We start from the raw sequence: 20,413 nt of genomic DNA, 5'->3' as shown, positions 1-20,413 counted from the left end.
CCGCGCCCGCATCCGGCATGTCGGGACCGGAGCATGTCTCCCACCGGCATGTCTGGATCTGCAGGTTACACGTCATTGCCGACCTGTCCGCCCCGTCATAGCGTGATCGACGCAGCTCGACAGAACGTCGCGAACTGCGCATTCCCTTTGTCTCCGCGTATCCATGAAGGCGGTTTCCCCATGTCCCGAACGACGCTGCGCGAGCTCAACGGCTTCGACCAGACGCCCGCGAAGCTGGCCGACGCGACACTCATCCTCGTCGACTTCCAGAACACCTACACCCAGGGCGTCATGGAACTCGACGGCTGGCAGGAGTCCCTCGACGCCGCCGCGCGGCTCCTGGCGCGGGCCCGCGCGGCCGGCACCCGCATCGTGCACGTCATCAACGACGGCGGTGAGGGCACCCCGTACGACATCCGCGCCGAGATCGGCGGCATCCACCCCGCGGTCGCGCCCCTCGACGGCGAGCCGGTCGTCGTCAAGCAGGTCCCGAACGCCTTCGTCGGCACCGACCTCGACACGCACCTCACCGAGGGCCAGGACGTCGTCATCGCCGGCTGGATGACCCACATGTGCGTGGCGTTCACCGCGCAGGGCGCCTTCCTCAACGGCAACCGCCCCACCGTCGTCGCCGAAGCCACGGCGACCCGTTCGCTCCCGGTCACCGGTACCGACCTCGACGCCCGCCAGGTGCACGACAGCGCCCTGGCCACCATCGCCGACCTGTACGGAGTCGTGGTCGCCACGCAGAAGGAGATCGTCTGATGCGGACCACGCTGCTCCGTCCGGCCGCCGCCCTGGGCGCCGCCGCCGTGCTCGCCGCCACGCTCACGGCGTGCGGCGGGAGTTCCGAGGCCGCGACGCGAACCGACAGCCGCGACCGGCGCCACGAGAAGAACCACGCCGAGGACACCACGACGCTGCGTGAGCTGATGAAGCTGGACGAGACCCCCGCGAAACTGTCCGACGCGACGCTCGTCCTCGTCGACTACCAGAACGTCTACACCCACGGCACGATGGAGCTCACGGGCTGGCGCGACGCGGTCAAGAACACCCGGACCCTCCTGAAGCGCGCCCGCGAGGCGGACACGCCCGTCATCCACGTCGTGGAGAAGGGCTACGACCTCAAGTCGAAGGCGGGCCAGATCATCCCGGCCCTCAAGCCGGCCGAGGGAGAGGCCGTCGTCGAGAAGGCCGTCCCCAACGGCTTCCACGACACCGACCTTGCCGCCCAGCTCAAGAAGACCGGCCGCAAGAACGTCATCATCTCCGGCTTCATGACCCACATGTGCACCCTCTTCACGGCTGAGGGCGCCGTCTACAACGGCTACGCCCCGACCGTGATCGGCGACGCCTCGGCGACCCGCCCCCTCCCGGTCAAGGGCAACCCGCGCGGCATCCCCGCCCGGCAGGTCCACGAGAGCGCCCTCGCCACGGTCCAGGACCGCTTCGGAGTCGTGGTCCCCAGGCAGCGAGACCTCAAGTAGCACGGGACGCGCCTGACCCCGGCTGCCGCGGTCAGGCCTCCACCATTCCCGGCAGGTACCGGCTCCTGACCTTCTCGCCCCCCGTGCACCGGCGGCCGAGCAGGACGGCGTCGGTCGGCGCCCGGTACACGCTCCACTCCTCCGTCAGCTCCGGGGACCACTCGCCGGGCGTCACCGAACAGGCCGCCGTCCCGGCCATGAGCCGCGCGTACTGGTGGCGGGTCGTACCGCTCTCGTCACCGATGTGCTCCCGGCCCACCAGAACGTGATCGTCCGGCGCCGTGTGGGGGACACCGCCGGCCTCGGTGAACGGGCGGCTCCACCGGACGTCGCGCAGGGTCAGTTCCCGCCCGGCGAGGACAAGGCGCGCGTACCGGTACCGGGTGCCGCCGCCGGGGCCTCCCTGGTGCTCGCGGCCCACGACGACGTAGCCCTCCGGGCACGACCAGGTGTGGTCGGACTCCTCCACCGGGCGTGACCACCGGGCGTCCACGACGTGCGCCCGCGTCCTCGACTCCATGGGCAGCGTCCTCTTCATCGGTAGGGCCTTTCCTCTCGGGTGCCGTGCTTCTGGGATTGCGGGCTATCGGGTAATGGGCTTCCCGGTCGTGCTCGGGCGGGAACACCGCCCGGATATCCGGTCTCCGGCGGAAGCGGGTTGTCCGGATCCGGTACCCGGATTACGTCCACCGGATTGGACAATGACTCTGCGAGCGTCGGCGGGCCGGGGGTGGTGGCTGTGCCACGGGGAGAACGTCCACTGGAGGACGACGGGGGCGAACTGACCGCTTTCGCGGCCGACCTGCGGCGGTTGCGGGAGAAGGCGGGCAGCCCGCCCTACCGGCAGCTCGCACGCGACGCCCACTACTCGTCGTCCACGCTGGCCGACGCGGCGGCGGGCCGCAGGCTGCCGAGTCTGCCGGTCACCCTCGCCTACGTACGGGCCTGCGGCGGCGACACGAGGGCGTGGAGGGAGCGGTGGCACGCGCTCAGCGCCCGGCTCGCCGCCACCGCGGCGGCCGCCGCCGAGACCCTCGGGGCCGGGGACCGCGAGTGGCGAGGGCCCTACGCGGGGCTCGCCGCGTTCCGGCGGGAGGACGCCGCCTGGTTCTTCGGGCGCGAGGAGCTGACCGACGACCTGGTCCGCCGGGTGCGCTCCGGGCGCTTCCTCGCCGTGTTCGGCGCCTCGGGGGCGGGAAAGTCCTCGCTGCTGCGGGCCGGCCTGCTGCCACGCATCGATGACGGGGCCCCGTGGACCACCGTCCTCTTCGCCCCCGGCGCCCACCCCCTGGAGGAGTGCGCCGCGCGGCTGTCCGCCGTCGCCGGCGGCTCGGCGACCGCTCTGCGCCACGAGCTGACGGCCGACCCGAGGGCCCTGCACCTGACCGTGCTCAAGGCCCTGGCCGACCGTCCGCCCGAGGCCGAGATCCTGCTGGTCATCGACCAGTTCGAGGAGGTCTTCACCCTCTGTTCCGACGCGGGGGAGCGCACCGGGTTCATCACCGCCCTCCTCACCGCGGCCCGGGCCGCCAACAGCCGCACCCGCGTCGTCCTCGGCGTGCGGGCCGACTTCTACGCGCGGTGCGCGCACCACCCCGACCTCGTCGAGGCGCTGCGGGACGCCCAGTTGCTCGTCGGGCCGATGACCACCGACGAACTGCGCCGGGCGATCAGCCGGCCCGCCGCCCGCGCCGCCTGCGCCGTGGAGGGAGCCCTCCTCGCCCGCGTGATCGCCGACGCCACCGGCAGGGCCACGGTGCTGCCGCTGGTCTCCCACGCCCTGCGCGAGACCTGGCGCCGCCGCCGCGGCAGCACCCTCACCCTGTCCGGGTACGAGGCGGCGGGCGGCATCGAGCACGCCCTGGCCCGGACCGCCGAGAAGGTCTACGTCGGGTTCACCCCGGCCGAACGGGACCTGGCCCGCGCCCTCCTGCTGCGCCTCGTCGCGGTCGAGGAGGGCACGGACGCCTCCGGGCGCCGTCCGGCCCGCGCCGACCTGTACTCCCTGCACGCGGACCGGGCCGAGGTGGAGGCGGTCCTCGACGCGCTGGCGCGTGACCGGCTGATCACCCTGGACACCGACACCGTGGAACTCACCCACGAGGCGCTGCTGCACGCCTGGCCGCGTCTGCGGCGCTGGATCGACGAGGACCGCGCGGGGCTGCTGCTGCACCAGCGGCTGAACGAGGCGGCCACCGCCTGGGACCGTGAGCACCGGGACCCGGGGGCGCTGTACCGCGGGGCGCGGCTCGCGGCGGCCGAGGAGTCCTTCGCCGCTCCCCACAGCACGCTGACCGCGCTGGAGCGGGACTTCCTGACCGCGAGCACCGCGGCCCGGGACCGCGAGCGCTGGGCGGCGGTCCTCACCACGCGGCGCCTGCGCGGCCTCACCGTCACCCTGTCCGTGCTGCTCGTCGTCGCGCTGGTGTCGGGCCTCATCGCCTGGGACCAGTACCGGATCAGCGAGGGCCACCGGCGCGAGGCCGTCGCGGAACAGCGCGCCGCCCTGTCCCGGCAGCTCGCCGCGCAGGCATCCATCCTCCTCACCGACGAGTCCGACCTGGCCTCGCTCCTGGCCGTCCACGCCTACCGGGTCCGTCCCACCGCCGAGGCCACCACCAGCCTCATAGCCGCGGCCTCGCGCCCCCTGCAGCAGCGGCTCACCGGCCACAAGGGCGAGGTGACCGCGGTGGCCATGGGCCCGGACAGCCGTACGGTGGCGAGCGGCGGGCGTGACGGCACGGTACGGCTGTGGAACGCGACGACCGGCAGGGCGGGCACCACACTCCGCGGCCACCGGGGAGCGGTCGACGCGGTGGCGTCGAGCCCCGACGGCGCCACGGCGGCGAGCGGTGGCCGCGACGGCACCGTACGGCTGTGGGACACGGACACCGGCAAGCAGCGTCGCGCACTGCCCGGACACCGGGGCGGCGTACGGGCCCTCGCGTACAGCCCGGACGGGCACACCGTCGCCACCGGCGGCGGCGACGGCACCGTACGCCTGTGGGACACGGGGACCGGCGAGCGGCGCAGGACGCTGCGCGGACAGCGGGGCGGCGTGGAATCCGTGGCGTTCGGCCCCGACGGCCGCACGGTGGCGAGCGCCGGGGACGACGGCACCGTACGGCTGTGGGATCCGCGCACCGGCGCGGCACGCACCCCGCTCGACGGGCACAGGGGCACGGTCAACGCCGTGGCGTTCAGCCCGGACGGGCACACCGTCGCCACCGCTGGAGCCGACGGCACGGTACGGCTGTGGGACCCGGCCACCGGCAAGAACCGCGTCACGCTGACCGAACACCGCCGCGACGCCGAGTCCCTGGCCTTCAGCCCGGACGGCCGTACGCTCGTCAGCGGCGGCCGGGACGGGACGGTACGGCTGTGGGACACGGTGAGCGGCGCGCGGCGCGCCGTGCTGAGCGGCGAGTGGGGCGCGGTGCGGTCCGTGGCGTACAGCCGCGACGGGAGCACGGTGGTCACCGGCGGCGGTGACGGCGCCGTACGGCTGTGGACCGTGGCCACCGGCAAGGCGCGCATCACGGTGCCCGGGCCCCGGGGCACCGCCGACGCGGTGGCGTTCAGCCCGGACGGCCGCACGGTCGCCGCCGGCGGGGACGACGGGACGGTACGGCTGCGGGACGCGGCGACAGGCGGGACGCGCACCACCCTCGACGGGCACGAGGGAGCCGTGCGGTCGGTGGCGTTCAGCCCGGACGGCCGTACGGTGGCCAGTGGGGGGAGCGAGGGGACCGTACGGCTGTGGGACACCGGCAGCGGCAAGCGGCGGAAAGTGCTGACGGGGCATCAGGGGGACGTGCTCTCCGTCGCGTTCAGCCCCGACGGGCGCACGGTGGCCGGCGGCGGGCGTGAGGGGACCGTACGGCTGTGGAACGCGCGCACGGGCGAGCAGCGGAAGGCGCTGCCGGGGCATCGGGGTGGCGCGGAGTCCGTCGCGTTCAGTCCCGACGGGCGCACCGTCGCCAGTGGCGGACACGACGGGACCCTGCGGCTGTGGAACACGGCCACCGGCAGGGCCCGGGGGGAGCGCGAGCGGACCACGTCCCCCATGCGCTCGGTGTCGTTCGCCCCGGACGGGCGGACCGTCGCCACCGGCAGCGATGACGGCACGGTGCGGCTGTGGAACGCGCACACGGGACGGAAGCGGGCCGAGCTGCCCGGAGCGCGCCGCAGCACACAGGCGGTGGCGTTCAGTCCCGACAGCGGCACGGTGGTCAGCAGCGGCCGCGACGGGACGGTACGACTGTGGGACGCCGACACGGGGCTGCAAAAGGCGGTGCTCCCGGGGCGTGCGGGCCCGGTGCGGTCCCTGGCCTTCAGCCGCGACGGCCGCACCGTCGTCACCGGAAGCAGCGACGGCGCGCTGCGCCTGTGGAACGTACTCCTGAGCACCGACGAGGCGATCAGCATGATCTGCAAGTCGCTGAGCAGGGACCTCACCCCCCGAGAACGCGCCCGTTACCTGCACGATCCGCACCAGCGCCCACCCCGCCGGGCCTGTGGGCGTTGACCGCGGGGCGCGTGGGCCGTTGTCCGGCGCTTGTTGTCCGGCGCCGGGCCCTCGGCGCCGGACAACGACGGACCGGTAGAAGCGAGTGGTCGACCACTGCCGGGTACCGCCGGGAACGAGGAGCCTGCTGCGATCATGACGTCTTCGACGAGTACGTCCGGCACGACCGCGCCCCCAGTACGCCAACCGCCGGGGCGCCGCCGCAGGGAGTTCTGGCGCTCCCCGCCCGACCAGCCCCACTGGGCCAGGCCCGGCCTCCTGGGCATCGCCGCCCTCGCCGCCCTGCTCTACGCCTGGAACATCACCAGCAGCGGGCTCGCCCCGTACTACTCCCTGGCCGCCCGCAGCATGTCCGAGAGCTGGAAGGCGTTCCTGTTCACCACCGTCGACCCGGCGGCGACCCTCACCATGGACAAGATCGGCGGCTTCCTGTGGCCGCAGGCGCTGTCGGCGCGGGTCTTCGGCTTCCACGACTGGGCCCTGACGCTGCCGCAGTGCGTCATGGGCGTGGTCTCCGTCCTGGTGCTGTACCGGCTGGTGCGCCGCTGGCAGGGGCCCGCAGCCGGGCTGCTCGCCGCGGGCCTGCTGACGGTTACGCCTGTCGCGGCCTCGATGTTCGGCCACGCGATGATGGACGCCTCGCTCATCATGTGCCTCGTGCTCGCCGCCGACCAGTACCAGAAGGCCGTCGGCACCGCCCGGCTGGGGCCGCTGCTCCTCAGCGCCCTGTGGATCGGCATCGGCTTCCAGATGAAGATGATGGAGGCCTGGATCGTCGTCCCCGCCTTCCTCGTCGGCTACCTCGTGGCGGCACCGGTACGGCTGAGGCGCCGCCTTGGCCAACTGGCGGCGGCGGGCGCGGTGCTCTTGGCGGTGTCGCTGTCGTGGGTGGCCCTGCTGACCTTCACCCCGGCGGAGCACCGCCCCTACGTGGACGGTTCGACCAACGACAGCGCCGCCGCGATGGTCTTCGGCTACAACGGCTTCAACCGCCTGCACGACGGACTGATCGACGGCGGGATGCCCCAGATCGACAACGGGGACAGGGACAAGGACGACAGCGGGAAGAGGGGCGAGGGCGACAGCGGGAGCAGGGACAAGGGCGACAGCGAAGACGGTGCACGGAGCGCGCCGACGGCCCCGCCCGCGAGCGGCGGGCAGGGGCAGCCCGGAAGCGACCAGGAGAAGGAGGGCGCGGAGAAGGGAGGCGCCGGACGGCAGCCATCCACGGCCCCACCGTCCGGCGCGCCCCCCGGCGAACCCGACAGCAGGCCGCCCGGCGGCACGCTGCCCGCCCCTGAGCCTCCCTCCGACGCCGCCCTCTGGCTCAAGCTGGTGCGCGAGCCGATGGCACCCCAGATCGGCTGGCTGTACCCGCTCGCCGTGATCGCCCTGGGCACGGGAGTGGCGGCGTACCGCGGGACCGCCCGCACCCACCCGGGCCGCGCCGGCCACCTGATGTGGGGCACGTGGCTGGCCACGGCGGCCCTCGTGCTCAGCGCCCTCGGCAACCTCTTCCACACCGCCTACCTGTCCGTCCTGGCGCCCCCGCTCGCCGCCCTGGCCGCCGCGGGAACCATCGCCCTGTGGCGCGCGCACCGGGCGGCGCCCGGTGGCCGGCGCGTCTGGGCGCTGCCCGCGGTGATCGCCGCCGAAGCGGGCTGGACGGTCCACCTGGCCTCCGCGCACACGGACTTCGCGCCCTGGCTCATCCCCGTGGTCGTCGTCGCCGCGCTCGTCGCGGTCCTGGCTCTCGGCCCTCTGCGGGGCAGGGCCCGCCGGGCCGGGCTCGTCGGACTGCTGGCCGGCTGCGTGGCCATGTTCGCCGCGCCGACGGCGTGGTCCCTGTCCGTACTGAACGAGCGTTACGCGGGATCGGCGTTCGACGCGTCGGCGGGCCCGCGCCCCGAGGGCGCGGGGACGGGCGTGACGGCCGGGAGGGTCGTCGGCGGGGGGAGCGGCGGGGACACCGGGGACGGCCCGGGAGCCGGGACCGGTTCGGGCGAGGCGGCCGACACGGGCGGGGGACCGGGCACGGTGAACGTCAGCCAGGACACCCGCTCCACGCTGACCGCCGCCGAGAGCAAGCTCCTCGCCTACGTCCAGCGGCACAACGGCGCCGCGAAGTACACCATGTCCACCGAGACGACGATGGCCGCGGCCCCGTACATCTATGCCGAAGCCGTACCCGTCCTCCCGGTGGCCAGCATGCACGGCGAGGCCCTCACCCTGACCCGGTACCGGGAACTCGTCGCCGCGGGGGACCTCACCTACGCGCTGATCACCGAGGAGGGCGCGGAGAGGTCGAGGATCAGCGCCTGGGTGCGGTCGGCCTGCACCGAAGTCGATCCCCGCACCTACGGCGCCGGTGACACCGACGACCGCGGCACACGGAAGCTCTACCACTGCGCCGCGGCCGACGCGGCCAAGTCCTGACCCTCCCACGAGGGTCTGCCGAGCGCCCCCGGGGACGGGGGACGGGGGAACACGGGGGAACACGGGGGAAGAGGGAAGAGGCGGTGGCCGCGGCCTCAGCGGCGGCCACCGCCTCCGCCCGTCCGGGAACCGCTGTCCGACCGGCCGAGCGTGCGTTAATATGCCCGGCGAATCCAGTGGGGTTCGACAGAACGCGCATCGCGTGACACGGGGGTAGAGAATGAAGTCGACGAACCGGTTCAGTCCGAAGCTGCGTGCTTCCACCGCCTCGATGGCCGTCGGAGCCGCCCTGGCCGCGTCGCTGCTGACCGCGTCGCCCGCCGCGGCCATGTGGATCGACGACAACCCGGGCCCCAAGGTGGACAGTTGCCCGCCCGGCAACGTCTGCGTCTACGACGCCCTGATTCCTGTCGGCATGACGCCCGAACACCGGTACTACTACTATGGCTCGTACAACTTCGTGAACGAGACCAACGACCACACCGTGTGGAACAACCAGACCGGCGGGGCACGCGCACTGCTCTGCCTCGGCTACAACGGCACGAACTGCACCGTCACGATCCCCGCTGGACAGGCGTTCCACGGATCGCTGACGCCGTACAACTCGATCAAGCTGGTCCCCTGACCGCGTCCGGCTGAGGTCATCGGAGCCCCCGGCTCCGGCGGTGGCACGGTCGTGCAAGAGAGCCACCCGACGTGGAGCTGCTGATGACCACCGCACGAGACCTCGCCATCGTCGCCCGGGAGCCGAGCACCGACGGACCGGTGCAGCCGGGCACCCTGTCGCTCCTGCTCGCGGGCGCCGAGGTCCTCGACCTCATCGAGGCCCGGTGCCTCGTCCTGGACGGCGACCGCATCGTGCCGCGCGACCAGTCACCCACGGGGGACCGCCTGCTGGACGAGGCGGCCTCGGCGCTCGTGGCGCGGGAGCCGTACGAGACGGTCGAGGACTGGCTGTGGCGCCGTGGCCGCGGGCTGTCCTCCGCCTACGCCGAGGAACTGGAAAGGACCGGCCTCACGGTCCGGCCGCGGGGCCGCCGGATTCCCCTGCGCACCGGGCAGGCGGAACTGGTGGACTCGGCCGCCCGGCGCGAGGCGGGAGAGCGCTGGGCGGCGGGCGAACCCACCCTCGCCGCGCTGGCCGCCGCCGCCGGAATCCGCGAGGAACCGGCCGGCGACCTCACCGACGACGCGGTCACCGTGCTCGCCACCGTCGGCGACGCCGTACAGGAACTGGAGGCCGTACGGCAGCGGAAGGTGATCGAGGACGCCGCGTTCGACAACATCTGGCGCGGCTACTGAGCACCGGCGGCGCCGGACAGCGAGACGTCGCCCGCGGCGACCGGGCCCGGTACGGCGCGAGGGTGCCGTACCGGGCTCCGGGAGGAAGGTCCCTACAGCGCGCCGCCGAACGCCTCGGCGAGCCGGCGCCATTCGGTTCGCGGCAACGCCGCACCGCCCTCCTCGGCGGTGAGCACCTGGAGCGCGACGTGGTCGGCTCCCGCGTCGAGATACTCCTGGGTCCGCGCCTTGACGCGCTCGATGTCGCCGAGGGCGAAGAGGGCGTCGAGGAGACGGTCGCTGCCGCCGCCGTCGAAGTCGTTCTCCCCGAACCCCAGACGCAGCAGGTTGTCCGTGTAGTTGGGCAGCTGGAGGTACATCGCCAGCATCTGCCGCGCGGTGCTGCGGGCCCGTTCGAGGTCGGTGTCGAGCGCTACGGTCAGTTCCGGTGCGAGCAGGGCGTCGGGGCCGAGCGCCTCGCGCGCCTCGGCGGTGTGCTCGGCGGTGACGAGATAGGGGTGCGCGCCCAGCGCGCGGTCGGCCGAGAGCCTCAGCATCTTCGGCCCGAGCGCCGCGAGGACGCGGCGTCCTGAGCCCACGGGCGGTTCGGCCGCGTCGAGCGCGTCGAGGTAGGCCACCATCGCGCTGTACGGCTTCGTGTACTGCGGCACCATCGGCCCGTGGCTGACGCCCAGGCCGAGGACGAAGCGCCCGCGTGCGTCCGCCTCGACGGCCGCGACGCGCGCGGCCACGGCCTCCGCGGGGTGGTCCCAGATGCTGAGGATGCCGGTGGCCACGGTGACCGTACGAGTGGCGGAGACGACGGCCGCGGCGTCGTCGGGGGAGGGGCTGCCGCCGATCCAGAGAGTGCCGTAACCGAGTTCGTCGAGTTCGGCGACGGCTTCCGCGATCTCTTTCCTGCCCGCCTCGTCCACCCGGGAGCCGTGCAGGGCGCTGCTCCAGATGCCGATGCGGCCGAACGCGCTGTGTGTTTCAGAGGTCATGACGGGGTCAACCACGACCCGAACCGCCTATTCCCGGTTCGGACGAACCTTCACCCGTTCGCCGCGCGCGGGCCTGCCGGTCCGCAGTCGCGCGGCGTACGGTCAGGGCGTTCCGGCCACCGCGCGGGAGGCACCGAGCCCCGCCTCCTCCGGCACGGGTGGCGCACCCGGCGGGCTGCCGCACGAAACCCCAGGTCATGCCGTCATCGCAGGTCACATGGGGTGGCGTAACGTCGCGGCAACATCGCTCGCCTAGCGTCGGTGTCCGGCGCGGGGTGCCGCCCGCGCCGGACATCCACGCGTCCACCGTGAGGGAGTTATGCGCGATCCGAAGCCGAGGGGCGGGTCCGGCGTGCCGCTGACGCGGGCCGACCGGGCGAGGACCGTGGCCGGCGTGCTGCGCAGGCAGGTCATGCGCGGCGCCTTCCCCGGTGGAGCACTGCCCGACGAGCGGGCCCTGATCGCCGAGTTCGACGTCTCGCGGAACACCGTCCGGGAGGCCCTGGGGCTCCTGCGCGACGAGGGGCTCGTCGAACGCCGCCGGGGCGTGGGCACGGTCGTGACCGGCCGCGCCTACGAGCATCCGCTGGGTGGACTGTCGGGACTCGCCGAGGTCCTCCAGCGGCACGGCACCGTCGTCAACGAGGTACGCGAGGCCTGCGTCCTGCGGCCACCGCGCACGGTCGCGCGCCGGCTCGGCCTGCCCGAAGGGGGCACGGCCGTCTACCTGGAGCGGCTGCGCCGGGTGGACGGCATCCCCCTGTCCCTGGACTGCACCTACCTCATCCCCGAGGTGGGAAAGCCCCTGCTGGCTCACGCCGGGAAGACACCGCGCACACTGGAGAACCACGACGTCTTCGACCTGATCGAGACCGCGACGGGCATGCCGCTCGGCTCGGCCGAGGTGTCCGTCCAGGCCACGGTCACCGATCCGGCGACCTGCGCGGTCCTCGGGATGCCCGCGGGCGGCGCGATCCTCGCCGTCGAACGCCTCACCCACCTCGCCGACGGCCGCCCGGCCGACCTGGAATTCCTCCACCTGCGCGGGGACCGGCTGACCCTGCACGCCACGCTCGACCGGGCGACCGGGTACACCGAACCCTCCGGCAGTACCGGCAGCACTTCCCCGTAACGGCTCCACGCGCCGACCTGCCCGCGTACGACCGCACCTGACGCCGCGACAACCCCGTACTCGGCATGCCCGGTGACGCGACGCGCCGCGCGTGCCCGACTCCTCTTCCCTGTTCCACGGAGGTCCCGTTGGATCCCACCGAGTCCCGTGCCATGCCCGCCGCCCGCACCCCTCACCCGGCCCACCCGCCCTCGTCCCCACATCCCCGCCGCCGTCCGCCCGCGCTGACCACGACGGCCATGTGCCTGTGTGTCACCTTGGTGATCGGCATGGTCTCCGCCGTCAACCTGGCCATCCCCGATCTGTCGGCCGACGCCCTGCGGCCGTCCGCCCAGGGCGTGGTGTGGGTCGTGGACGGCTATGTCGTCGTCTTCGCCTGCCTGTTGGTGCCCGCCGGGGCGCTCGCCGACCGCCGGGGCCGCAAGGGGACGCTCATGTGCGGCCTGGGGGGCTTCACCCTCGGCGCGGTGATCTGCGCCGCGGCCCCGCACATCGCCGTACTGATCGCCGGGCGCATGATCAGCGGAGCCGGCGCGGCGGCCGTGCTGCCCACCACGCTCGCCCTGCTCGTCGACGGCCTGCCCGACCGGGCCCGGCGCAAGGCCGTCGCCGTGTGGGCGTCCATGACGGGGGTCGCGGCCGTGCTGGGCAACGTGGGCGGCGGCGCCGCCATCGAGTACGGCACCTGGCGCACACTCTTCCTCTGCCTCATCCCGCTTGCGCTGTGCGCCCTGCTCCTGGTGGCCGCGGTGGCCCCCGTCACCGCCCGCCGACCGAGCCCCGCCGCGCCGCTCGCGGCCACCCTCCTCACGGCCGGTTCCCTGGCGCTGCTCTACGGGATCGTCTCCGGCCCGCAGTCCGGCTGGAGCGCCCCGCCCGTCCTGGCCGCCTGCGTGGCCGCGGTGGCGCTGCTGGCCGCGTGGGTCCGGCGTGAGCTGCGTGCCCGCGACCCGCTCCTGGACCCTCGGCTCTTCACCCTGCCCGCCGTTCGGGCGGGCGCGGCGGGGATGGCCGCGCTCTTCGCCGGCATGTTCGGCCTCTTCTACCTCAACGGCCAGTACCTCCAGTACGCCAAGGGGTACGGGCCGCTCGAAGCCGGGCTGCGGCTGCTGCCGATGGCCGCCGCGCTCCTCGCGGGGCCGCGCCTCGGCCTGTGGTGGGAGCGGGTGTGCGGCCGACGCGGCACCGTCCTCACCGGAATGCTGGTGCTCGCCGCCGGGCTGTGCGTGGTGTCGGCCGCCGATGCCCGCACCCCGTACGTGCTCTACGCCGTGGGCGCCGGACTCACCGCCCTCGGCTGCGGCACCGCCAGTCCGCTGCTCTCGCACGCCATGATGAGCGCGCTGCCCGTGGAGAGGGCCACCACGGGCTCCGCGTTGCAGAGCCTCGCCAGGGAGCTGGGCAGTGCCGTCGGCATCGCCGTCACCGGCACCGTCACCACCGCCGTCTTCACGGCCCGACTCCCCGCACGGCTGTCCGGGCCCGACCGGCCGACGACGGTGGCGGAGGCCGTGTCCCGCACATCCGACCCCCACCTGCACAGGGCGGCCGTCGACGGGTTCACCGCCGGCCTGCACACCGCCACACTGGCCCTCGCCGCCGCGATCACCCTGGTCGCGTTCGCCGTCACCAGGTGGCTTCCGGCCGAGCGGTGAAGCGGTGAGCCAGGGGGGGAGCGTCAGCCAGGGGGAGCGGTATGTCAGGAGGAGCGGTGAGTCAGGAGGCGTGGCTAATGCGGCTCCACGCGCTGCAACTTCGCCCGGCGGACCACCTCCGGGCCCATCCTCGCCGCCCGTGCCACCAGCGCGCGGCCGTCCCAGTCCGGCGGCCAGCCCTCCCACAGCCGCAGCCTGCCGTCGACCACGACGGCGGTGATCTGGTCACGACCGGCCAGGCGGACCAGTTCCCACTCCAGGGCGGACGAGGGGGTGAGTTCGGGGACGTCGATGTCCACGACGAGGAAGTCGGCCGCCTTGCCCACCGAGATCTCCCCGGTCACCTCGGAGAGGCCGAGCGCGTCGGCGCTGAGCGACGTCGCGTGCTCCAGCCACATCCGTCCCGCGCCGCACGAGGAGTCCCCCGACGCGATGCCGTACGCCAGCCGCTGGGCCGTCTCCGCGGCGTCGACGAGGCGGAACCCGTCGCCGCGCGTTCCGTCCGTACCCGTGCCGAAGCGCACTCCCATCGCGGCCAGCATCGTGGCGTGTGCGACGGCGTTGCCCTTCCAGGCGCTGGCCACGGGGTTGTAGCTGATGGCCGCGCCGGAGTCGGCGAGCATCCGCATCTCGCCCGGTGTGAGCAGGGTGGCGTGCGACCCCAGCGTCTGGGGACCCAGCGCCCCGAGATGCCGCAGATACTCGACCGGGCGCCGGCCCACGCTCTTCAACGACCGCTCCACGGAGGCCAGATGCTCGTTGACATGGATCTGGAGGACCGCGCCGGCCTCGCGGCACAGGTCCGCCGTCCGCTTGATGACCTTCGCCGACGCGTCCTCGGGCACCGGGATGGCCAGCGAGGGATGGACCAGCGGATGCGCGTCCCACCGGCCCAGGTGTTCCGGCCCGCCCCTCCCGTCGGAGACGACCTTGGAGAGGACGCACCGGATGCCCGCTTCCTCTGTCGCCCTCGCGATCGCGGCCACGTCGACCGGCGCCCGCGTCCCGGCGTCGGCGACCGTCGTGAAGCCGCCGCGCAGGGCCTCAAGGGCGGCCAGCTTCGCCGACACGTAGGCGCTGTCCCGGTCGAGAGCGTGTTCCAGCGGCTCCCATATCGTCTTGAAGATCTCCGAGGGCTGTCCGAACGACTGCGCCTTGCCGAAGCTCTGCGTCAGGTGATGGTGCGCGTCGACGAAGCCCGGCATGATCAAGTGCCCGTCGAGCCGCACCGGCCGCAGCCCGGGGTGCGCGGCCATGAGCTGTTCCGCCGGGCCGACCGCCCGGAACTTCCTGCCGTCGACGAGCACCGCCTGCCCGCGCTTCGGGCCCTCCGGCAGCATCAACAGCTCCGGTACGAGCAGCTTCCTGGCCCCCTTGAACTGCTCGGCCCGCACCGCGCCGGGTGCGTCGGCCCCGCCGTGCCCGTCCGGCCTCTCGGCCCCAGCCCGCCCGGCGCCCTCCCTATCCGTGGCCGCGGCGGCGCTTCCGGCGGCCGGAGCCCCGATGAGCCCCGCGGCACCCGCCAGGCCCGTGCCGACCAGGAACCTCCTTCTGCCGGGCTGCTCCCGCTGACCCGCCGCCGGGCCTCGCCCTTCGCCACGCCCCTGCTCCGCCGACCGCTCGTTCCGCTGCTCGTTCGCCAACTCACTCGCTCGCTTTCGTGCTTCGCGTACCTGCGCAGTTGCCATGCCGCGCACGCCGGGTCGGTCGTGCGGGGTGGCCCGACCCTAGGACCCCACCAGGCGTGGAACAAGACTTCCGGCATGCGGCATCCGCAAGGTGGGAGGGCGGGTGGCGCAACTGGCGCCCACCGCCGTCGAAGCCCTGGTCAGACCGCATATCAGGCCCAGCCGAAGTGGCGTAACCGCAGCGAAATATGGCATGCGTGAGGGCATGCCGGGGCATCGGCGGGGGCCGGAGGCACCCCGCCGATCCGTTCTCGGGAGGGGGGTCAGTCCCCCTCGGTCTCGAAGGTCCGCAGCAGATCGGCGGCCACGCTCACCGCGATCGTCGCGGGCTCCTTCCCGGTGATGTCGGACAACCCGATCGGGGTCTTGATCCGGTCGATGGCGGCCTCGTCGTGACCCCCCTCGGTGGCGAGGCGCTTGCGGAACCGCGTCCACTTGGCCGCCGACCCGATGAGACCGATGGAGCCGAGGTGGGGAGTGCGCAGGGCGGCGTCGCACAGCGCTGCGTCCTCGGCGTGGTCATGGGTCATGATCAGGACGTGGGTGCCGCGCGGCAGCTCCGCGAGCACCTCCTCCGGCAGCAGCGGCGTGTGATGCACGTGCACCTGCCCCACCGCGTCCGCCAGCACACCGAGCCGCTCCTCGGCGAGGAGGTCGGAACGGGTGTCGACCAGATGGAGGTCGAGGTCCTGACGCGCCAGGACGCGCGCCAGCTCCAGTCCCACGTGGCCGACGCCGAAGACGGCCACCGCCCGTACCACCGCCAGTGGTTCGAGCAGCACCGTGACCGTGCCGCCGCAGCACTGCACGCCGTGCCGGTTGGCCACCTTGTCGTTCAGGGCGAACTCCATCAGCTCCGGCGCGGCGCCGGACGCGGCGATCATCTCCCGGGCCCGGTCGATCGCGACGGCCTCGACGTTGCCGCCGCCGATCGAGCCCCACGTCCCGGTCCCTCCCACGACGAGCTTCGCGCCGGCGTCGCGCGGGGCGTGGCCGCGCACGGCCGCGACGGTCACCAGGACGCCGGGCTCCCGGCGCGCCCGCAACCGCGCGACCGCGGCGACCCACGTCATGTCAGGCACCGCTCAGCGTCTTGGCGTCGCCTCGGACCCGGCCGTCGGTGGCGCGGCCCAGGGCGGCGGAGCCGTTGCCGGCGGAGCCGCCGACGGCGGAACCGTCGCGCGCCGGCCCGCTGCCTGAGCCCTCACCCCGGCGAGCCGCCTGGATCGCCCAGTACACCGCCTCCGGCGTCGCGGGCGAGGCCAGCTCGACGCTCACCCCGCCCGGCCCGAACGCCGCGGCGGCCTGCCGCAGGGCCTCGCGGACCGAGAACGCCAGCATCAGCGGGGGCTCACCCACCGCCTTGGAGCCGTACACCGCGCCCTCCTCGGTGGCGTTCTCCAGCAGCGTGACGTTGAACTCCTCGGGCATCTCCGAGAAGCTCGGCAGCTTGTAGGTGCTTGCCGCCTGGGTGAGGAGGCGGCCGCGGTGCGGTCCGTCACTGGTGTCCCAGCGCAGATCCTCCAGTGTCAGCCAGCCCGCGCCCTGCACGAAGCCGCCCTCGACCTGCCCGATGTCGATCATCGGGGAGAGGCTGTCGCCGACGTCGTGCACGATGTCCACCCGCCGGACGCGGTAGGCGCCGGTGAACCCGTCGACCTCCACCTCGGCCGCGGCGGCGCCGTGCGAGAAGTACTTGAACGGCGAGCCCCTGAACGCCTTCGCGTCCCAGTGCAGGCCCTCGGTCCGGTAGTAGCCGGCCGCCGACAACTGGACCCGCTGGAAGTACGCGGTGCGCACCAGGTCGTCCCAGGCCACCTCCTTCTCGCTGCCCAGCGAGCGCGCGACGCCCTCGACGATGCGTACGTCCGAGGCGTTCGCGCCGAGCTGCGTCGCGGCCACCTGGAGCAGCCGTTCCCGCAGCTGCTCGCAGGCGTTCTTCACCGCGCCGCCGTTGAGGTCCGCACCCGAACTCGCGGCCGTGGCCGAGGTGTTGGGCACCTTGTCGGTACGCGTGGGGGCGAGGCGCACCTTGTGCGGAGGGATGCCCAGCGTGGTCGCGGCCACCTGGATCATCTTGGTGTGCAGCCCCTGGCCCATCTCGGTGCCGCCGTGGTTGATCAGGACCGAGCCGTCCTTGTAGATCAGCACCAGCGCGCCGCCCTGGTTGAAGGCGGTGAGGTTGAACGAGATCCCGAACTTGACGCCGGTCACCGCGAGCGCCCGCTTCGTGTGCGGGTGCGCGGCGTTGAAGGCGGCGATCTCGCGCGTGCGGTCGGCGATGCCGCCGTTCTCCCGGACCTCGTGCCAGACGGCGGAGATCCGCTCGTGCTGGGTGACCGGCTGGCCGTACGGCGTGGTCTGGCCGTGCCGGTAGAAGTTGCGCTCGCGCAGCTCCATCGGGTCCAGGCCGAGCAGCGGCGCGCACCGGCCCATGATGTCCTCGATCACCAGCATGCCCTGCGGTCCGCCGAAGCCGCGGAACGCGGTGTTGGAGACCTTGTTGGTCCTGGCGATGCGGCCGGCGACGCGCGCGTTGGGAATCCAGTACGTGTTGTCGATGTGGCACAGCGCACGGGCGAGGACGGGCTCGGAGAGGTCCAGGCTCCAGCCGCCGTCCGCGGTCAGGGTGGCGTCCAGGGCCCGGACGCGGCCGTCGGCGTCGAAGCCGATCCGCCAGGTGGCGTGGAACCCGTGCCGCTTTCCGGACATGGTCAGGTCCTGCGTCCGGTTGAGCCGCAGCCTGACCGGCCTGCCGGTCAGCCTGGCGCCGAGCGCGGCGATGGCCGCGAAGCCGTGCGGCTGCATCTCCTTGCCGCCGAAGCCGCCGCCCATCCGCAGGCACTGCACGGTCACCTCGTGGCTGTGCAGGCCGAGTACGTGCGCGACGATCTCCTGGGTCTCCGAGGGGTGCTGGGTGCTGCTCTGGACGAACACCTGCTCGTTCTCGTCGACCAGGGCGAGCGCCGCGTGTGTCTCCAGATAGAAGTGTTCCTGGTCGGAGAACTGGAACTCACCGGTGAACACGTGCGCGGAGTCGGCGAAGCCCGCGTCGACGTCGCCGGTCAGCATCACGGGCCGGGCCCCGTGGAAACTCTCGGCCGCGATCGCGTCCCCCAGCGTGATCACGGAGGGCAGTTCGTCGAGGTCCACCTCGACGGCCGCCGCACCGAGCCTGGCCGCCTCCAGGGTCTCGCCGAGCACCCAGGCGACCGCGTGGCCGTAGTACATGACCTCGTCGGGGAAGAGCGGCTCGTCGTGCTTCATGCCGGCGTCGTTGACGCCCGGCACATCGGCGCCGGTCAGCACGCGGACCACACCCGGCACGGCGAGCGCGGGCCCGGTGCGCAGCGCGGTGATCCTGCCGTGCGCCTTCATGACCTGGACGGGGTGGGCGTGCAGGACGTCCTTGGTGCGCCGGACCAGGTCATCGGTGTAGAGCGCGGCGCCGGTGACGTGCTGGGTCGCGCTCTCGTGCGGCATGGAGACGCCGACGACGGGCTTCTCGGGGCGCTCGGACAGTTGGCTCATGACGACACACCCTCAGTGGTTCGTGCGTACAGCTTCAGCAGGCTCTGGCCGAGCATCGCGGAGCGGTAGCCGGCGCTGGCGCGGTGGTCGTCCATCGGCGTGCCCTGCGTTTCGAGCACCCGGGCCGCGGCCTCGACGGCCGCCGCCTCCCAGGGCCCGCCCTCAAGGGCCGCCTCGACGGCGAGGGCGCGGACGGGGGTGGCGGCCACTCCGCCGAGACCGATGCGCGCCTTGCGTACGGTGCCGTCCTCGATGTCGAGCGCGAAGGCGACCGCGACGCTGGAGATGTCGTCGAAGCGACGCTTGGCGATCTTGTGGAAGGCCACGACCGGCGACAGCGGCAGTGGCACGCGCACCGCGCGGATCAACTCGCCGGGACGGCGCACGCTCCGCCGGTATCCGGTGAAGTAGTCCGCGAGCGGAACCTCGCGCTCGCCGTCGGCGTCGGCGAGCACCACCGACGCGTCGAGGGCGAGCAGCGCGGGCGGGCTGTCACCGATGGGCGAGCCGGTGCCCAGATTCCCGCCGAGGGTCGCGCTGTTGCGGATGAGCCGGGACGCGAACTGCGGGAACAGCTCCGTCAGCAGCGGGACGCGACCGCCGAGGCCGCGTTCGATCTCGGTGAGCGTCAGCGCGGCGCCGATCTCGACGTGGCCGGATGCGACGCGCAGTTCCCGCAGTTCGGGCAGCCGGTCGACGGCCACCACGCAATCCGCCCGGCGGGAGCGGATGTTCACCTCGACGCCCCAGTCGGTGGAGCCGGCGACCACCACCGCGTCGGGCCGCTCCCGCAGCAGCCGCAACGCTTCCGCCAGGGCGGGCGGACGCAGGAACACCGCGCCGCCCTGGGCGTACTCGGTGGCGACCGGCGCGGGCGGTGACTGCTCGCGGCGCCGGGCCAGGGGGTCCTCCTCGGTGGGCGTACCGACGGCGAACGCGGCATCGCGGATCGGGCGGTAGCCGGTGCAGCGGCACAGGTTCCCGCTCAGCGCGTGCAGGTCGAAGCCGTTCGGGCCGTGCTCGGCGTCGGCCGGCTCCGCGCTGCCGGCCGGCTCCGTACTGCCGGGCGGGGCCGCGTGCGCGCGGCGGTCGGGCCGGTAGTACTCGGAGGCCATGCTGCAGATGAACCCCGGTGTGCAGTACCCGCATTGGGAACCGCCGCGCGCCGCCATCTCCTCCTGCACCGGGTGCAGGGTGGCCGGTGTGCCGGGTTCGCCGACGGTGGCGAGGCCCTCGGAGGTGATGACCTCCTGGCCGTCGAGCGCCGCGGCGGGGAGCAGGCAGGCGTTGACGGCCACCCAGTCGGTGGGCTTGTCCACGCCGGGGCGGGCCACCAGGACGGAACAGGCGCCGCATTCACCCTCGGCGCAACCCTCCTTGGTGCCGGTGAAGCCGCGCTCGCGCAGGAAATCCAGCGCGGTGGTGTGGGGCGCGGCCGGTGAGATCGGTGTGTCTTCTCCGTTGACCGTGATCCGTGCCTCTGTCATGACAGGCCCTCGTTTCGGTGCACGGCCGGTCGCGTCGTGATGTTCGCCAATGTCGGACAGCTTTCTGTGCTCGGGCGCGCCACGTGGAGCAGGCGGCGCGAGACGGCACGCGGCAGTGGCGTGCCGGAAGAGGGTGAAGTGAAGGGAGTGACGCGACGGGGGCACCGCGCAGGGGATGACGCGG

Annotated in this window: 14 protein-coding genes; 8 read left to right on the top strand and 6 right to left on the bottom strand. The window is 73.4% G+C overall.

From position 1 onward, the window contains the following. The first annotated feature begins 180 nt into the window (after positions 1 to 180). Together AB0I16_RS19810 and AB0I16_RS19805 are read left to right on the top strand one after the other, a co-directional pair. Positions 181 to 765: an isochorismatase family protein gene (locus AB0I16_RS19810; protein WP_363250729.1), complete on the top strand. Its 585-nt coding sequence runs from the start codon at positions 181 to 183 to the stop codon at positions 763 to 765. Then, a complete protein-coding gene (locus AB0I16_RS19805) occupies positions 765 to 1,487 on the top strand; it encodes an isochorismatase family protein (protein ID WP_363250728.1) in 723 nt (240 codons plus the stop codon). The genes AB0I16_RS19810 and AB0I16_RS19805 overlap by 1 nt, the downstream gene beginning before the upstream one ends. 31 nt (positions 1,488 to 1,518) lie before the next feature. Here AB0I16_RS19805 and AB0I16_RS19800 read toward each other — a convergent pair whose 3' ends face one another. Beyond that, positions 1,519 to 2,025 (bottom strand): hypothetical protein, encoded by a 507-nt coding sequence (locus AB0I16_RS19800; protein ID WP_363250727.1) that lies wholly within the window; start codon positions 2,023 to 2,025, stop codon positions 1,519 to 1,521. Positions 2,026 to 2,226: 201 nt separating this feature from the next. Here AB0I16_RS19800 and AB0I16_RS19795 point away from each other — a divergent pair, with 201 nt between their 5' ends. The 4 genes from AB0I16_RS19795 (at position 2,227) to AB0I16_RS19780 (ending at position 9,753) form a co-directional block, all read left to right on the top strand. Further along, the gene (locus tag AB0I16_RS19795) at positions 2,227 to 6,015 is read left to right on the top strand and encodes a hypothetical protein (protein ID WP_363250726.1); all 3,789 of its coding nucleotides are present in this window, start codon (positions 2,227 to 2,229) and stop codon (positions 6,013 to 6,015) included. Between the two features lie 135 nt (positions 6,016 to 6,150). Further along, complete coding sequence (locus AB0I16_RS19790) at positions 6,151 to 8,451, top strand: glycosyltransferase family 39 protein (RefSeq protein WP_363250725.1); 2,301 nt, start codon at positions 6,151 to 6,153, stop codon at positions 8,449 to 8,451. Positions 8,452 to 8,671: 220 nt separating this feature from the next. After that, on the top strand, positions 8,672 to 9,076 hold the full coding sequence (locus AB0I16_RS19785; RefSeq protein WP_363250724.1) for a hypothetical protein: 405 nt from the start codon (positions 8,672 to 8,674) through the stop codon (positions 9,074 to 9,076). An 83-nt stretch (positions 9,077 to 9,159) separates the two neighbouring features. Then, positions 9,160 to 9,753, top strand: a complete 594-nt coding sequence (locus AB0I16_RS19780; RefSeq protein ID WP_363250723.1) for a GPP34 family phosphoprotein — start codon at positions 9,160 to 9,162, stop codon at positions 9,751 to 9,753. 92 nt (positions 9,754 to 9,845) lie between these two features. Here AB0I16_RS19780 and AB0I16_RS19775 read toward each other — a convergent pair whose 3' ends face one another. Further along, complete coding sequence (locus AB0I16_RS19775; RefSeq protein ID WP_363250722.1) at positions 9,846 to 10,736, bottom strand: LLM class F420-dependent oxidoreductase; 891 nt, start codon at positions 10,734 to 10,736, stop codon at positions 9,846 to 9,848. A 319-nt stretch (positions 10,737 to 11,055) separates the two neighbouring features. Between AB0I16_RS19775 and AB0I16_RS19770 the strand changes: the two genes are divergently transcribed. Together AB0I16_RS19770 and AB0I16_RS19765 are read left to right on the top strand one after the other, a co-directional pair. Beyond that, the gene (locus AB0I16_RS19770; RefSeq protein ID WP_363250721.1) at positions 11,056 to 11,868 is read left to right on the top strand and encodes a GntR family transcriptional regulator; all 813 of its coding nucleotides are present in this window, start codon (positions 11,056 to 11,058) and stop codon (positions 11,866 to 11,868) included. Positions 11,869 to 12,107: 239 nt separating this feature from the next. Then, positions 12,108 to 13,523 carry an MFS transporter gene (locus tag AB0I16_RS19765; protein ID WP_363250720.1) on the top strand — a complete coding sequence of 472 codons (1,416 nt, stop codon included), beginning with the start codon at positions 12,108 to 12,110 and terminating at the stop codon, positions 13,521 to 13,523. 74 nt (positions 13,524 to 13,597) lie between these two features. Here the strand turns inward: AB0I16_RS19765 and AB0I16_RS19760 are convergent, their stop codons facing one another. From AB0I16_RS19760 to AB0I16_RS19745, 4 genes are all read right to left on the bottom strand, one after another. Further along, positions 13,598 to 14,917, bottom strand: coding sequence for an amidohydrolase family protein (locus AB0I16_RS19760; protein WP_363250779.1), 1,320 nt, complete (start codon positions 14,915 to 14,917; stop codon positions 13,598 to 13,600). 557 nt (positions 14,918 to 15,474) lie between these two features. Further along, positions 15,475 to 16,284 carry a xanthine dehydrogenase accessory protein XdhC gene (gene xdhC / locus AB0I16_RS19755; protein ID WP_363250719.1) on the bottom strand — a complete coding sequence of 270 codons (810 nt, stop codon included), beginning with the start codon at positions 16,282 to 16,284 and terminating at the stop codon, positions 15,475 to 15,477. A 1-nt stretch (position 16,285) separates the two neighbouring features. Next, on the bottom strand, positions 16,286 to 18,742 hold the full coding sequence (gene xdhB / locus AB0I16_RS19750) for a xanthine dehydrogenase molybdopterin binding subunit (RefSeq protein ID WP_363250718.1): 2,457 nt from the start codon (positions 18,740 to 18,742) through the stop codon (positions 16,286 to 16,288). After that, complete coding sequence (locus AB0I16_RS19745; protein ID WP_363250717.1) at positions 18,739 to 20,229, bottom strand: FAD binding domain-containing protein; 1,491 nt, start codon at positions 20,227 to 20,229, stop codon at positions 18,739 to 18,741. Before AB0I16_RS19745 ends, xdhB begins: the two co-directional genes overlap by 4 nt. Positions 20,230 to 20,413: the final 184 nt, after the last annotated feature.

This window comes from Streptomyces sp. NPDC050703, from assembly GCF_040654435.1.
In the GTDB taxonomy this organism is placed as follows: Bacteria; Actinomycetota; Actinomycetes; order Streptomycetales; family Streptomycetaceae; genus Streptomyces.
This window is presented reverse-complemented; position numbering and strand designations above follow the sequence as displayed.

What these genes read in the sequence shown, in the direction of transcription:
- AB0I16_RS19810 (WP_363250729.1), top strand. Translation starts at nt 181, where the DNA reads ATGTCCCGAACGACGCTGCGCGAGCTCAACGGCTTCGACCAGACGCCC.
- AB0I16_RS19805 (WP_363250728.1), top strand. Translation starts at nt 765, where the DNA reads ATGCGGACCACGCTGCTCCGTCCGGCCGCCGCCCTGGGCGCCGCCGCC.
- AB0I16_RS19800 (WP_363250727.1), bottom strand. Translation starts at nt 2,025, where the DNA reads ATGAAGAGGACGCTGCCCATGGAGTCGAGGACGCGGGCGCACGTCGTG.
- AB0I16_RS19790 (WP_363250725.1), top strand. Translation starts at nt 6,151, where the DNA reads ATGACGTCTTCGACGAGTACGTCCGGCACGACCGCGCCCCCAGTACGC.
- AB0I16_RS19785 (WP_363250724.1), top strand. Translation starts at nt 8,672, where the DNA reads ATGAAGTCGACGAACCGGTTCAGTCCGAAGCTGCGTGCTTCCACCGCC.
- AB0I16_RS19780 (WP_363250723.1), top strand. Translation starts at nt 9,160, where the DNA reads ATGACCACCGCACGAGACCTCGCCATCGTCGCCCGGGAGCCGAGCACC.
- AB0I16_RS19775 (WP_363250722.1), bottom strand. Translation starts at nt 10,736, where the DNA reads ATGACCTCTGAAACACACAGCGCGTTCGGCCGCATCGGCATCTGGAGC.
- AB0I16_RS19770 (WP_363250721.1), top strand. Translation starts at nt 11,056, where the DNA reads ATGCGCGATCCGAAGCCGAGGGGCGGGTCCGGCGTGCCGCTGACGCGG.
- AB0I16_RS19765 (WP_363250720.1), top strand. Translation starts at nt 12,108, where the DNA reads ATGTGCCTGTGTGTCACCTTGGTGATCGGCATGGTCTCCGCCGTCAAC.
- xdhC (WP_363250719.1), bottom strand. Translation starts at nt 16,284, where the DNA reads ATGACGTGGGTCGCCGCGGTCGCGCGGTTGCGGGCGCGCCGGGAGCCC.
- xdhB (WP_363250718.1), bottom strand. Translation starts at nt 18,742, where the DNA reads ATGAGCCAACTGTCCGAGCGCCCCGAGAAGCCCGTCGTCGGCGTCTCC.
- AB0I16_RS19745 (WP_363250717.1), bottom strand. Translation starts at nt 20,229, where the DNA reads ATGACAGAGGCACGGATCACGGTCAACGGAGAAGACACACCGATCTCA.